This window comes from Arthrobacter crystallopoietes (genome assembly GCF_017603825.1).
Classification (GTDB): domain Bacteria; phylum Actinomycetota; class Actinomycetes; order Actinomycetales; family Micrococcaceae; genus Crystallibacter; species Crystallibacter crystallopoietes_B.
Window position 1 is genome coordinate 2,340,233 of sequence record NZ_CP072014.1, and the last position, 12,893, is coordinate 2,353,125.

Genomic DNA, 12,893 nt, shown 5'->3' on the forward strand with positions numbered 1-12,893 from the left:
GGCTATTGCTAGTTCCCGCCGTCCGGGCGACTGCCATCATGGGAACAGACCAACGGCCAGAGCGCCGGCTTCTGCACACAGCTGTGTAGGGCCACTGCGGCGAGTACCTGGACAACCAAGACCTGTGGAGGACGATTAGTAGTGAGCGTAATGACCGAGACCAGGATGGCCGCCGAGACGCACGCGGTCTCCGCCGGGCACCTGATCGTTGCCCAACTGGAGGTCGCCGGCGTCCGCCGGGTCTATGGGGTGCCGGGGGAGAGCTTCCTGGACGTCCTCGACGGGCTGCACGATTCGTCCATCAACACCGTGGTCACCCGGCATGAGGGCGGCGCCGGATTTATGGCCGTCGCGGAGGGCCGTCTGACGGACCTGCCGGGCGTGGCCATGGTGACCCGCGGACCGGGGGCCGCCAACGCTCTGATCGCTGTGCATACCGCGTACCAGGACGCCACCCCGATGATCCTCTTCGTCGGGCTGATCCCGGTGGCGGACCGCGGCCGCCAAGCGTTCCAGGAGTTCGACATCACCGCCTGGTTCGGCAGCACCGCCAAGAAGGTGGTGGTCCTCGACGACGCAGCCTCGGCCGCCGCTGTCGTCGGTGACGCCATCCACACTTCCCTCAGCGGACGGCCCGGGCCGGTGGTGATCGGCCTGCCCGAGGATGTGCTGACCCATGCCGTGCAGCGCGGCGCCCCGGTTGTTCCGCGTGCCCTGGCCAGGACTGCTCCCGCTCCAGCGGATCTGGAAGCACTGGGCCGCTTTGCCCAGGCGCAGCGGCCGCTGATCGTGGTTGGCGGGGAGGGCTGGACGCAGGAGTCAGGCGAAGCTCTGGCCCGCTGGGCCGCAGCGCACGGCGTGCCGGTCGCCGCGGACTGGCGCGCCTATGACGCCGTGCCGCACGTGCTGGACGGCGGCAACTCCTACATCGGCTACCTCGGTTATGCCCGCAGCGACGCCAACGCGCGCCGGCTCGACGAGGCTGACCTGCTGGTGCTGGTCGGCTGCCCGCGCGGCGACGTGCTCAGCGACGGCTACAGCCGCGGCCTCTCCGCCGATACCGTGCTGGTCATGCCCGGCGATACGCTGGGCCACCACGGCCGGCTGGACCAGCACATCGTCGCGGACGTGACCGCCTTCAGCCTGGCGCTCGCCGTCCGGAACTACACCACGGCGCCGCAGCCCAACTGGCTTGCGGACGCCCGTGCCGACTACGAAAGCTACTCCACGCCACGGCCCGTCGGCGGGATCGGCGTCGACATGGGCGTGTGCATGGAAATCCTCCGCGCCGAACTGGAGCAGGACGCCGTCATCACGTACGGTGCCGGCAACCACGCCCTGTGGCCGGGACGCTACCTGCAGCACACCGCCGCCAACTCGCTGGCCGCGCCGCGCAACGGCGCCATGGGCATGGGGATTCCCGCAGCCGTGGCCGCCAGCCTGATCTTCCCCGAACGCCAGGTGGTCTCGGTTGCCGGCGACGGCTGCTTCATGATGAACGGCCAGGAAATCGCGACAGCGGTGGGTTACGGCGGCAGGTTCATCGCCATCGTGGTGGACAACCAGTGTTTCGCCACCATCCGCGAACACCAGGAACGGGAATACCCCGGCCGGCCCTCGGGCACCCACCTGACCAACCCGGACTTCGCCGCCTGGGCCGAAACCTACGGCGGCCACGGCGAGCGGGTGGAACGCACCGAAGACTTCCAGGCAGCCTTCCGCCGCGCGGTGTCCAGCGGCAAGCCCGCCGTCCTGCACGTCCTGCAGGACCCCGCAACCCGCGCCCCGCGGACGGATTCCTGACCCCGCGCAACTTTCGCCCGAACAGCTTTCCAGAGGAGAAACCATGAGTGCCACCATCGTTGAACCCAACCCGGCAGCCTTCACCGGCGACGACGCGAAGTTCATTGAAGACTTCGCTACCCTGTGCACGTTCGGCGCCACCGCGAACGGCGGCGTGCACCGGCTGGCCGGCAGTGCGGCCGACGGCGAACAGCGTACCTGGCTGACCCGGCTGCTCGAACAGCACGGCTTCCGCGTGGAGTTCGACCGGATCGGCAACCAGTTCGGCCTGCTCGAACTGGTCCCCGGCGCGCCCTACGTCCTGGTCGGTTCACACCTCGATTCGCAGCCGACGGCAGGCCGGTACGACGGCGCGTACGGTGTCCTCGCCGCGGCCCACGCCGCCATCCGGGTCGCCGCCCACAGCGAAAACGGGACGTCGAAGCCGCAGTACAACCTCGCCGTCGTCAATTGGTTCAACGAGGAAGGCGCCCGCTTCAAGCCCTCGATGATGGGCAGCTCCGTTTACACCGGAAAGCTTGCGCTCGAGGATGCGCTAACGACGGCGGACCCGGCCGGCGTCACGGTAGGGGAGGCGCTGGAGTCCATCGGCTGCCTTGGCACCGGCGGCGGGCCTGAAGCCGCCTACTGCGCGGAAATCCATATCGAGCAGGGCCGCAGCATGGAGCGCGAGGGCGTCACTATCGGCGTGGTCGATTCGAACTGGGCCGCCAACAAGTACCAACTGGTGGTGCACGGCGAGCAGGCGCACACCGGATCCACAGTGATCGCCGACCGCCGGGACGCGCTGCTCGGTGCCTCGATGCTGGTGGTTGCCGCCCGGGAGATCGCGGACCGGTTCCCCGGGGTCCTCCACACCTCGGTGGGCCAGCTGGACGTCTACCCCAACTCGCCCGTCGTCGTGCCCTCGAAGGTGACGCTGCTGCTGGACCTGCGCTCGGCGGACGAGGAAGTGCTGGCCCAGGCGGATCAGCTGCTCCATGACCGGATGGCCGAGATCGAGCGGCTGGCCAACGTCTCCGTGGAGAAGACCTCCTCGCACTGCTGGCCGGTCACCCCGTACCAGCCGGAGGGCGTGGAACTCTCGGAGAAGGTTGCCGTGGACTTGGGGCTGCCGTACGGACGGGTCAAGACCCTGGCCGGGCACGATTCCACCAACATGAAGGACATCGTCCCCACGGTCATGCTGTTCGTCCCGTCGGTGGAGGGCATCTCGCACAACGAGCACGAGTACACCCGGGATGAGGACATCGTCGCCGGCCTGCACGTGCTCACCGCCGTGGTGCAGCGGCTGGCCGAGGGGGAACTGGACGGGAAGTAGGGCCTGGTCCCAGGCAGGCCAGGGGAAGAACCCCTAACAGGTGGTCGCCGATATCAGACGAGGGCGCTGAATGCTTCGGCTTTGTCCTTTGCTCCCTGGACGATGACTTGGTCGTCGTCGTAGAGCACGGTCTGCGGGGTTGTGTGTTCCCATTGTCCGCCCTTGCGCTTAACAGCGACCACGGTGATGTCGTATTTTGAGCGAAGCTGCAGTACCTCCAGTGGGCGGTCCTGTGCCACAGCCGGCGGGGTGGTGCGGATCATGACGAAATTGTCTTCGAACTCGACATAGTCCAGCATCGCTCCCCGGACGAGGTGCGCCACCCGGCGGCCCATGTCGTGCTCGGGCCGAATCACATGGTGCACCCCGAGTTGTTCGAGGATCTCGGCGTGCGGTTCGCTGATGGCTTTGGCCCAGATTCCGGGTTTGGCGAATTTCAGGAGCCGGGATGTGGTGAGGATGCTGGCCTCCACATCGGTGCCGATCCCCACCACGGCGCGGTCGAACTCGGGCACGGAGAGCTGCCGCAGCACTTCGTCTTTGGTTGCGTCGGCGCGGACAACGTGGGTGAGCAGCCCATTGAAGGACTGGACGGTCTCTTCGCTGTCGTCGATGCCCAGGACCTGGGTGCCCAGGGACTCAAGCTCCAGGGCCAGCGAGCCGCCGAAGCGGCCCAAACCGATAACGACGACGGAGTCCGCCTCGGCGATCCGGTCGAAGGATCGTGCGGGGAAGGGGATCCTAGCCAATGAGGGGCCTTTCTTTCGGGAATTCGTACAGGATCGGCCGTGAGCGCAGCGCCAGCGCGGAGGCCAGCGTGACCGGGCCGAGTCGGCCGACGAACATCAGGATGATCAGGATGACCTGTCCGGCCGGCGGCAGCGAGGCGGTGATGCCGGTGGACAGGCCCACGGTGGCGAATGCGGAGACGGCTTCGAACAGCAGTTTCTCCATGCCGGCGTCGGAGAGAAACATCAGGGCCATGGTGGCTGTGACGACCAAGGCGATGGCCAGCAGCACCACGGTCATGGCCTGGCGGTGCACCGAACGGGAGAGCCGCTTGCCGAAGATGTTTACAGCGGCTTCGCCCCGGATCTCGGTGTAGAGGATGAAGTAGAGCACGGCGAAGGTGGTGATCTTCAGGCCGCCCGCCGTACCCGCCGGGCCGCCGCCGATGAACATCATGATGTCTATGCCAAGCCAAGACACCGGGTTCATCTGGCCGATGTCGATGCTGTTGAAACCTGCTGTGCGGGTTATGACGGATTGGAAAAACCCGGCCAGAACCCGCGTGCCTGGATCCAGTGCGCCGAGCGTCGCCCGGTTCGTCCACTCCACCGCGGTGATGAAGACCGACCCTCCGGCCAATAGGATCGCCGAGCCCATCAGCACCAGCTTTGTGTTCATGGACCAGTGGATCGGACGCCGGTAGTGACGCGCCAGCTCGAACAGAACCGGGAAGCCGAGCCCTCCAACGATAACCGCCGCGGCGATCGGCAGACAGATCCACGGATCCGCGACGAAGCCCATCAAGCTGTCCGAATACAGCGCGAAACCTGCGTTGTTGAACGAAGACACCGAGTGGAACACACCGTGCCAGAGGGCCTCGCCGGGCGGGTAACCGTATCCGGTGATGAAGCGCAGGGTGAGTATCACGGCCAGCACGGTTTCGGTGATCAGGCTGATCTTCAGGACACCGAGCAGCACGCGCCGGACGTCGCCGAAGCCAGCGCTCTTGGTCTCTGCCGCCGCCGAAATTCGCGCGCGCAGTCCCAGCCGCCCGGCCATCAGCACGCCCAGCAGCGCCCCGAAGGACATCACCCCGAAACCGCCCAGCTGGATCAGCACCATGATCACGACGTGCCCGAACGTTGTCCAGTAGACCGGCGTGTCCACGACGATTAGCCCGGTCACGCAGACCGCAGAGGTCGCCGTGAACAGCGCTTCAAGGAACGTGGCGCCGCCTGGGCCCTGCCTGGACATCGGCAACATTAGCACTGCGGTGCCGGCCAGGATCGCGCCGACAAAGCCGAGGGCTATGACCTGCGCCGGATGCCGCGGACGTACCCGTTGCAGGAGTGCTGCACCGGTGTCCGCCCTGGGCTTTAACCGGTCGAGGGTGCGCCCAAAGGTTCTGCCGACTCGGCCAGGCGTTGTGGTCTTGGCTCCTGGGGGCCTGTTGCGGGGCTCAACCAATGTGGGTCCCGGGTCGTCGCTGTGGGTCGGGTTCGTTTTGGTGGACAATCGCCCGCATCACGGGTGTGGTATCGCTTCGGCCGAGGAGCAGGTACCGCATCACATGGGACGACGGGTTCCACCACGGTGGCGGGCCTTCCGGAACAAGGAACTGGGTTAAACCACCCAAGGTAATTCTTCTTTCTAATGCAGTTTCTGACGCGATTGATCACACTACTCCGATGGTGGGGGCAAAACAGCGTAAAACAGCAGGTGGAGGCGTTAAGAAATCATCAAGAAGTGCCGTGGGCATCAGACAGACCGCGGACCGGCAGCAGCGTCCATGGGACCGCCGATTGGCACGGCCGACACATGTTGTTTAGTCTGTGAAATCGCGTCTGTTGAGCAGGCCGGTGGCTACGGCGGCCAAGACCGCCGCGGCTCCGGTAAGAAGGAGTGCTGCCCTGATGGCGGTAACGTCCAGGTCTTCGACAGGCAGCGCCGGGGAATGCCGGAAGGGACTGAGGTTTTGCAGCCACGCGGGCAGCCGGAGCAGTTCCCCGAACTGGCCGAGAACCAGGCCGGCCGCGACCAGTCCCCAACCCAGCGGAACGGTCAGCCGTGGCACAACGGCGAAGATCAGGGCAACTACCGCGGTGAATACGAGTGCCGCGGGCACATGGGCCAGGGCAGCCAGAACCATGGTTCCCCCGTTGCCTCTGGTTCCCGTGGCTTCCAGCGCGACTGACGCGGCTATGCCGGCCGCGGCGGATACAGTCGTGACCGAAAAGGCAGCAACGGCCAGATTCGCGGCCAGCCAGCGGGCGCGTGACTTCGGTGCCGCGAGCAGCAGTTCTGCCCGTGTCTCTGCTTCCTCGGCACGCATCCGCAGCGTTGCCTGCACCCCGGCTGCAGCGCCAAGGACACCGGCAATACCCAGCAGCGCGGCAGCGAAGACATCTACCACGTCCGCACGGCTTCCCGGCACCAGCCGGGCGATGAGCTCAGCCAGTGAAGGATTGCCGGCCACTGTGTCCGAAACTACCGGTCCGAGCGCCCCAGCGACCGTCCCCAAAGCTGCCCCGCCCAAAGCCCACCCGGCAAGAGTCGCGCGCTGCAGCCGCCACGCCAGGCCAACCAGTGACCGGCCCGCCGCGCTGCTGCGTGCCCGCCCTGCCCGGTCTGGCAGGAGGCTGGCCCCGAGATCCCGCCGTTGCCGAATCCGGAGAGCCAGTACCGCCAGGACGGCAGCCGCCACGGCCGGGACCAGCAGCGGTAGCGGGTCGGCAGTAGTGAACGGGCGCGAACGCTGGCCCCACCCGATGGGTGAGAGCAAGGACGGCCAGGCGCTGGTGACCCTCATCAGATCGGACTCTGCCGTTCCGAGCGCATCGCCAATTCCCCTGAGGAGGTACGCCAGCCCGACAAGGGCGGCCGCGGCCCCGTTCGCCCCGCGGCCGGATGGCAGGAATTGCGCGAGTACCGCCGCCGCGGCAACGAAGAAGAAGCCTGCGGCGCCGACCGCAAGCCCGGCGACAGCAGAACCCGCGGCGGGAAGCCCGCCAGCGACGAAACCCGCGGCGGTGAACACCGACAACAGCACGTTGGCGGCAACGCCCAGCAGCAGGGTCGCGGCCAGTGGAGCGCTTCTGGCGATGGGGGAGGAGCCCAACAGTTCCGCCCGCCCGAGTTCCTCCTCGCTTCGGGTGTGCCGGATGACCAGGAAAGTGCTCATCAATCCGGCAAGCACTGCCGTGAAAGCATAGCCCTGGAAAAACACGACCGCCCCGATTCCGGTCCCATCGGGCAGCCCGCGCAGAAACAGGAAGGCCGGATTGGCAGCTGCCACGGCGATGATGCCCGCGCGCTCGGCCTCGGCGCCGAATTCGCTGCCCACCGCGGTGGCCGCAGCGAGTCCCAGAACGGAGATGCCCAGAACCCAGATACACAGCTGCCAGCGGTCCCGTCTGGCCTGAGCCACGGCCAGACGCAGGGTCGCGCCCATCAGCGTGCCTGTCCGTCCAGGCGGCTGTAGTGGCGCAGAAACAGTGATTCCAGTGATGGCGGCGCAACTTCAAGACCTCCAATGCCGGCCTCGGCAAGACTGGTCAGGACACCGTCAAGATCTGTTGCTTCGGCATCGAATTCAATCGTTGTACCCTCGACGCGCAGATCGTGTAGTTCCGGACGCGAGGTGACGGCTCCCGGTTCCCTGACACCGGTGGCACGCACATGTGTGCGTCGCAGATGGCGCAGGTCCGCCAGCGAACCTGTTTCCACAACCGTTCCTTTGCGGATGATCGTGACCCTATCGCACAACTGCTCGACCTCGCCCAGGATATGGCTCGAGAGCAGGACTGTTGCTCCTTCAGCGCGGACACGCCGGATCTGCCCGCGGAAGACCGTGTCCATGACCGGGTCCAGGCCCCCGCTCGGTTCGTCCAGCACGTAGAGGCGGGCCGGCCTTGCGAAAGCGGCAATGAGTGCGGCCTTCTGCCTGTTGCCCCTCGAATAGGTTCGGGCTTTGCGGCGGGGATCGAACTCAAACTCGTCAATGAGCTGCCGGCGCAGATGCTCGTCGGCGCCTCCGCGTAGCCCGGTCAGCAGATCGATCACTTCGCCGCCGCTGAGATTCGGCCACAGATTCACATCCCCCGGAACATAGGCGATGTCCCGATGGGTCTGCACGGCATGTGCCCAGGGGTCCAGGCCAAAGACCCGAACTTCTCCCGAGGTGGCACGGATATGGCCCAGCAGTACTCGCAGCGTAGTGGATTTCCCTGCCCCGTTGGGACCTAGGAACCCGTGGACCTCGCCTTGGGCAACCGAAAATCCAAGGCCGTCCAAGGCCCGGACACGACCGAAATCCTTCACGAGTGCGACAGTTTCAACAATTGACTCGGTACACATGACCAGTCCCCTTCCGCGCAGTGCAAACGCGGCCACGAGCGAGCCGGCGTTCCGCAGGCAAATTCCCGCGTGCCGACCAGGCTTCCCGGCTCTCCGCTGCCCAGCCTACAAGCGGCGCATCTGCGACGGAAGAGCTCTTCCCGGCCGCATTGCTTTGCTGGCCAGTTGCGCCGGCGAGCAGGCGCCTGCGTGTCCGGAGTCCGCCGCCGGCGCGCCAGAACAACGAAGGGTGCCCCCTCGCCGGGCGTCCCCGCTGTGAGCAGCAGTATCTTCACATCAACTCCCTCACACGCAGATGAGCCATCCGAGATCATGCTGTTGCCAGCGTAGGCTGAACGCGCTGCGATGTCTGCTGGTGCCGGGAACGCCGTTAGCTGATTTGGGCGCGGTCAGCTGCCAGGCCTATGGCGAACTGTGTAAGACAGGACGACGATGCCGTTGTTGAGGGCTTGAGTGTTCACAAGGTCCAGGCGCGCGGCGGGACTATGTCCGAACAGCAGGCTGTTCGTGTCTGTCCCGCCGATGAAGAACGGGTGGACCCATAGCCGGATCTCGTCCAGCAAGCCGTGTTCCATCAGCGCCCGCCCCAGCCGGCCGAAGCCATAGGTCACAATGTCCTTGCCGGGCTGCCCCTTGATCCGCCGGACCTCGACGGCGGGATCACCGGTGATGACAGTGCTGTTCTCCCAGCTCGGCTCGGCCAGCGTCGACGAGACAACGTACTTTGTCATGCGGTTGATCTGGTCGGTATAGGGATCTCCCGATTGACCCTCCCACACGGAGGCGAAGCTCTCGAAGGTCTCTTTCCCCAGCAGGACGGCGTCGCACTGTTGCAGCAGCTGAAGCTGAAGATCCGAGCCGGCGTCGTCGTGCCCTTCGAGGGTCGGCCAGGTCTGGGGATTCTTGATGACCCCGTCGAGCGAAATATAGGTCGAGTTGATGATCCGCCGCACGATGTCCTCCTGGCTGAGCGGTGGGTGCTGGCTGTCCCTCCACAGCGTACTCACCCCGGACGTAAAATGGAGCCCTCGACGAAAGGCAACTATGGCCATCACCGAATCGATCGAGCAGGGCCGCGCAGCTTGTCTGGAGTATGCCTGGGACGACGCGTACCAGTTCTTGTCGGAGGCGGACGGAGCATGCTCGCTGGAGGCCGCCGATCTTGAACGCCTCGGGATAGCCGCATACCTCACCGGCCGGGACGAGGCCGCCGTCGCGGATCTGGAGCGTGCCTACCAGGCGTACCTCGGACAGGGCGGGATCGAAAGATCCGTACGGTGCGCGTTTTGGCTCGGGATCACGTTGCTTCTTCGCGGCCAGCATGCCCGGGGCGGAGGGTGGCTCGGCCGGGCTCAGCGGCTGGTCGACGAAAGGCTGCCGGGCTCTGTCGAGCAGGGGTACTTGATGATTCCGGCTGGCTTGCAGGCCTTGGAGGCAGACCCTGCAAGCGCCTACGAGACCTTCGACAAGCTGGTGGCCATAGCCAATGAGTTCGACGACGCCGATCTCACAGCTCTCAGCCGGCTCGGCCTTGGCCAGGCGCTGGTCGCGATGGGGGAGGCGGCACGAGGCGTTGCCATGCTGGATGAGGCAATGTTGTGTGTGACCACCGGCGATGTTACTCCGATCGCTGCCGGAATCGTGTACTGCGCCGTGATACTGGCCTGCCGGGACATCTTCGACTTGGGCCGTGCCCAGGAATGGACAGCAGCTTTGAGTGAATGGTGCTCCAAGCAGCAAGGCCTCAGGCCATACCGCGGCCAGTGTCTGGTGCACCGCTCGGAGATCATGCAGTTGCACGGCCAATGGGAGGACGCGATGACCGAGATACATCGCGCCTGCGAGCATCTTTCGGCACAGCCTGAGAACCCCGTTATGGGGATGGCCCAATACCAGCAGGCGGAGATCCTCCGTCTGCGGGGCAAGTACGCCGAGGCCGAGGCAGCTTACCGCGAGGCCGCTGCCTACGGGCACAATATGCATCCGGGTCTGGCCCTGCTGCGGCTGGCCCAAGGGCATGTACAAGACGCATATGCGGCGATTCGCCGGGTGGCCTCGGATGCTGCTGAGCGGCCGGTCGAGCGGGCGAAAATCCTAGCAGCGTACGTCGAGATCGCTCTCGCAGCGGGCGATTCCGATGGGGCAAAGTCGGCTGCAGAGGATCTGCAGGGGATTGCCGTACGGTTCGACTCCCCGTACTTACAGGCCATGGTCGGATCAGTACGTGGCTCGATTCTCGTCAGCGAAGGCGATTACACGTCTGCTTGCACCACCATGCGCGCGGCGTGGTTGGCATGGCAAGAGGTGGACGCTCCCTATGAAGGGGCACGGCTCCGTATCCTCATGGCCCGGGCCTTCCACGCGTTGGGAGACCATGACACTGCAGAAATGGAACTCGACGCGGGGGCGCAGGTCTTTGAGAAGCTAGGGGCGGCACCGGACCTGATGGAGATCGCAGAAGTCTCGAGACGTTCGTCGGCGCGTACCGCCGGAGGACTGAGTGCCAGGGAAATAGAGGTGCTCCGGCTCGTAGCCACCGGCGTGACCAACCGCGAGATCGCGAATACCTTGGTCATCAGTGAAAAGACCGTCTCCCGCCACATCAGCAATATCCTGACCAAACTCGATCTGTCATCACGCACTGCAGCCGCAGCGTACGCCTACGACAACGACCTCACCTAGCCGGCGCGCCACGCCAACTTCCAACCGGCTACCAACTGCCCTCGCCCCGTGCCCTACACAAAATTGCCCATTACCATCGGTCGGTTCGGATGGTCTGAATTCCCGATGCGGCACCGCACGCCCGATGGGATGCTCAATCGTAAGGAACGGATTGAGCAGAAACAGGTGAGTACAGTGAACAGCAATGAAGGGACGCGAACCCGGGAGCGCGTGCTTGCCGCGATCCCGCTGGTAGAAAAGATTCGGACGCTCAATGGCGTCTCCACTGCCGTGTTGGAAGGCGGCGACGGCCCACCCATCGTGCTGTTGCACAGTGCCGGGGAGTTCGCCGCTGTGTGGATCCGGGTGATACCCGAACTCATGAAGACGCATCATCTGGTCATACCGGATCTGCCCGGGCAAGGCGCATCGGAAATCGTCGACGGGATCCCGCTGGACGCGGAGGGTGTGCTGGCATGGCTCGGTGAACTCATCGACCAGACCTGTGATTCCGCGCCCACGCTGGTAGGACACACGGTGGGCGGTGCACTCGCTGCCCGGTATGTGGCTAATCATGGTCATCGCATCGCCAATCTCGTGCTGGTGGATACTGTGGGTCTGGGCTGGTATCGACCCTCACCGAGCTTTGCCATACCCATGATGGGCTTCATGGCCCGGCCCACCGCCAAAAGCCGGGATCGGTTCTTCTCCAAGTGTTTCCTGGACGGAGAGCAGATCCGGCGGCAGACCGGCGACAGCTGGGAGCCTTTGATGGACTACGCGCTCGACCGGGTCCGTACAGCGAGCGTCCAGGCGTCAGCACGCCGGCAGATAACGGGTTTGGGCATGCGGCCGATTCCGCCGGCGGACCTGGTCCGGATCGATGTTCCGACAACCCTGATCCACGGTCGCCATGACCTGCAGGTGCGGCTCAAGACAGTTGAAGAGGCCGCTGCCCGTTACGGCTGGGCGCTGCACGTGATCGAAGACTGCCGCGACGATCCGGCCTTCGAACAGCCGACCGCCTTTATTGATGCTCTGCGTGCGGCGCTGGAACCTGCGTGACGGACCAAAACGACAAGGAGCCGAAAATGACTGACACCACATCAATGCAGCCGGCCGATGCCAAGCCATCGATCCGGGAAGCATGGGACAGGATTGCGCCCGCGTTTGATGAGTTTATGACACCTCAGAGCGTCCGGTTCGGCGAAGAAGTGCTCCGCCGGGCAGACATCGGTCCGGGCGTCAAGTTCCTCGACGTCGCGGCCGGCAGCGGTGCCCTGAGTATCCCTGCCGCCCGTCTGGGGGCCGAGGTCCTTGCTACCGACATTTCGCCGGTAATGATCGAATGCCTCACGGCCCGTGCCCACTCAGAGGGGATGTCGAACCTAGAGGCCCGGGTGATGGATGGCTGCGCCCTCGATCTTCCAGACGGCGTATTCGACGTTGTTGCGTCGCAGCATGGAGTTTCCCTGTTCCCCGACGTCCTGGCCGGTCTCGCCGAACTGCGGCGGGTAACCAAACCGGGCGGACAGGCGATCGTCGTGGCCTTCGGGCGGCTGCAGAAGGCTGAGTTTATCGGGTTCTTCATGGGTGCCATCCGGGCTGCAGTTCCACAGGCTCCGGCGCTGCCAGTGGATCCGCCGCCACTGCCATTCCAGCTGGCGGATCCAGAGGTGTTCCGCGGCAAGCTCAGCGAGGCCGGGTTCGCCGAAGTTGCTGTGGAAACGGTCAGCTGGGACATGCAGATAGAATCCGCGGCGAGCCTGTGGAAGACTGCCGCGTCGAGCAATCCGATCGGGGCAGGAATGGCTGCGGGTCTGACCGACGATCAACGAACCGATGCGCTCCAAGTGTTAACGGGTATGCTTCGGGAGCGTGCCGCGGGCCGACCGGTCGCAGAACTGAAAACGGAGATCAACATCGGCACCGCACGAAAGCTGTGAACCAGTTCGAGTCCCTGTTTGATAGTGACGCAGTCCAGGACCGGCTACATCCAGGCACAGCTCTACGAGAAGCCTTC

Annotated in this window: 10 protein-coding genes; 5 read left to right on the forward strand and 5 right to left on the reverse strand. The window is 65.2% G+C overall.

Going from position 1 to position 12,893, the window contains the following annotated elements; genetic code table 11:
• Positions 1-150: 150 nt before the first annotated feature.
• The gene (locus J5251_RS10820; RefSeq protein ID WP_208576132.1) at positions 151-1,803 is read left to right on the forward strand and encodes a thiamine pyrophosphate-dependent enzyme; all 1,653 of its coding nucleotides are present in this window, start codon (positions 151-153) and stop codon (positions 1,801-1,803) included.
• Positions 1,804-1,846: 43 nt separating this feature from the next.
• Positions 1,847-3,124 carry a M20 family metallo-hydrolase gene (locus tag J5251_RS10825; protein WP_208573951.1) on the forward strand — a complete coding sequence of 426 codons (1,278 nt, stop codon included), beginning with the start codon at positions 1,847-1,849 and terminating at the stop codon, positions 3,122-3,124.
• A 53-nt stretch (positions 3,125-3,177) separates the two neighbouring features.
• Here the strand turns inward: J5251_RS10825 and J5251_RS10830 are convergent, their stop codons facing one another.
• From J5251_RS10830 to J5251_RS10850, 5 genes are all read right to left on the reverse strand, one after another.
• Positions 3,178-3,873, reverse strand: a complete 696-nt coding sequence (locus J5251_RS10830; RefSeq protein WP_171059355.1) for a potassium channel family protein — start codon at positions 3,871-3,873, stop codon at positions 3,178-3,180.
• Positions 3,866-5,200, reverse strand: coding sequence for a TrkH family potassium uptake protein (locus tag J5251_RS10835; protein WP_208576133.1), 1,335 nt, complete (start codon positions 5,198-5,200; stop codon positions 3,866-3,868). The genes J5251_RS10830 and J5251_RS10835 overlap by 8 nt, the downstream gene beginning before the upstream one ends.
• Before the next feature lie 478 nt (positions 5,201-5,678).
• Positions 5,679-7,304, reverse strand: coding sequence for an ABC transporter permease (locus J5251_RS10840; protein ID WP_208573952.1), 1,626 nt, complete (start codon positions 7,302-7,304; stop codon positions 5,679-5,681).
• Positions 7,304-8,209 carry an ABC transporter ATP-binding protein gene (locus J5251_RS10845; protein WP_208573953.1) on the reverse strand — a complete coding sequence of 302 codons (906 nt, stop codon included), beginning with the start codon at positions 8,207-8,209 and terminating at the stop codon, positions 7,304-7,306. Before J5251_RS10845 ends, J5251_RS10840 begins: the two co-directional genes overlap by 1 nt.
• Positions 8,210-8,598: 389 nt before the next feature.
• Positions 8,599-9,216: a dihydrofolate reductase family protein gene (locus J5251_RS10850; protein WP_208573954.1), complete on the reverse strand. Its 618-nt coding sequence runs from the start codon at positions 9,214-9,216 to the stop codon at positions 8,599-8,601.
• A gap of 37 nt (positions 9,217-9,253) precedes the next feature.
• On the opposite strand from J5251_RS10850, the gene J5251_RS10855 reads away from it, so the two are divergent.
• From J5251_RS10855 to J5251_RS10865, 3 genes are all read left to right on the forward strand, one after another.
• Positions 9,254-10,891: a LuxR family transcriptional regulator gene (locus tag J5251_RS10855; RefSeq protein ID WP_208573955.1), complete on the forward strand. Its 1,638-nt coding sequence runs from the start codon at positions 9,254-9,256 to the stop codon at positions 10,889-10,891.
• Between the two features lie 174 nt (positions 10,892-11,065).
• A complete protein-coding gene (locus J5251_RS10860) occupies positions 11,066-11,935 on the forward strand; it encodes an alpha/beta fold hydrolase (RefSeq protein WP_208573956.1) in 870 nt (289 codons plus the stop codon).
• 26 nt (positions 11,936-11,961) lie between these two features.
• A complete protein-coding gene (locus J5251_RS10865; RefSeq protein ID WP_208573957.1) occupies positions 11,962-12,816 on the forward strand; it encodes a class I SAM-dependent methyltransferase in 855 nt (284 codons plus the stop codon).
• The last annotated feature ends 77 nt before the right edge of the window (positions 12,817-12,893 follow it).

What these genes read in the sequence shown, in the direction of transcription:
- J5251_RS10820 (WP_208576132.1), top strand. Translation starts at nt 151, where the DNA reads ATGACCGAGACCAGGATGGCCGCCGAGACGCACGCGGTCTCCGCCGGG.
- J5251_RS10840 (WP_208573952.1), bottom strand. Translation starts at nt 7,304, where the DNA reads ATGGGCGCGACCCTGCGTCTGGCCGTGGCTCAGGCCAGACGGGACCGC.
- J5251_RS10855 (WP_208573955.1), top strand. Translation starts at nt 9,254, where the DNA reads ATGGCCATCACCGAATCGATCGAGCAGGGCCGCGCAGCTTGTCTGGAG.
- J5251_RS10845 (WP_208573953.1), bottom strand. Translation starts at nt 8,209, where the DNA reads ATGTGTACCGAGTCAATTGTTGAAACTGTCGCACTCGTGAAGGATTTC.
- J5251_RS10865 (WP_208573957.1), top strand. Translation starts at nt 11,962, where the DNA reads ATGACTGACACCACATCAATGCAGCCGGCCGATGCCAAGCCATCGATC.
- J5251_RS10825 (WP_208573951.1), top strand. Translation starts at nt 1,847, where the DNA reads ATGAGTGCCACCATCGTTGAACCCAACCCGGCAGCCTTCACCGGCGAC.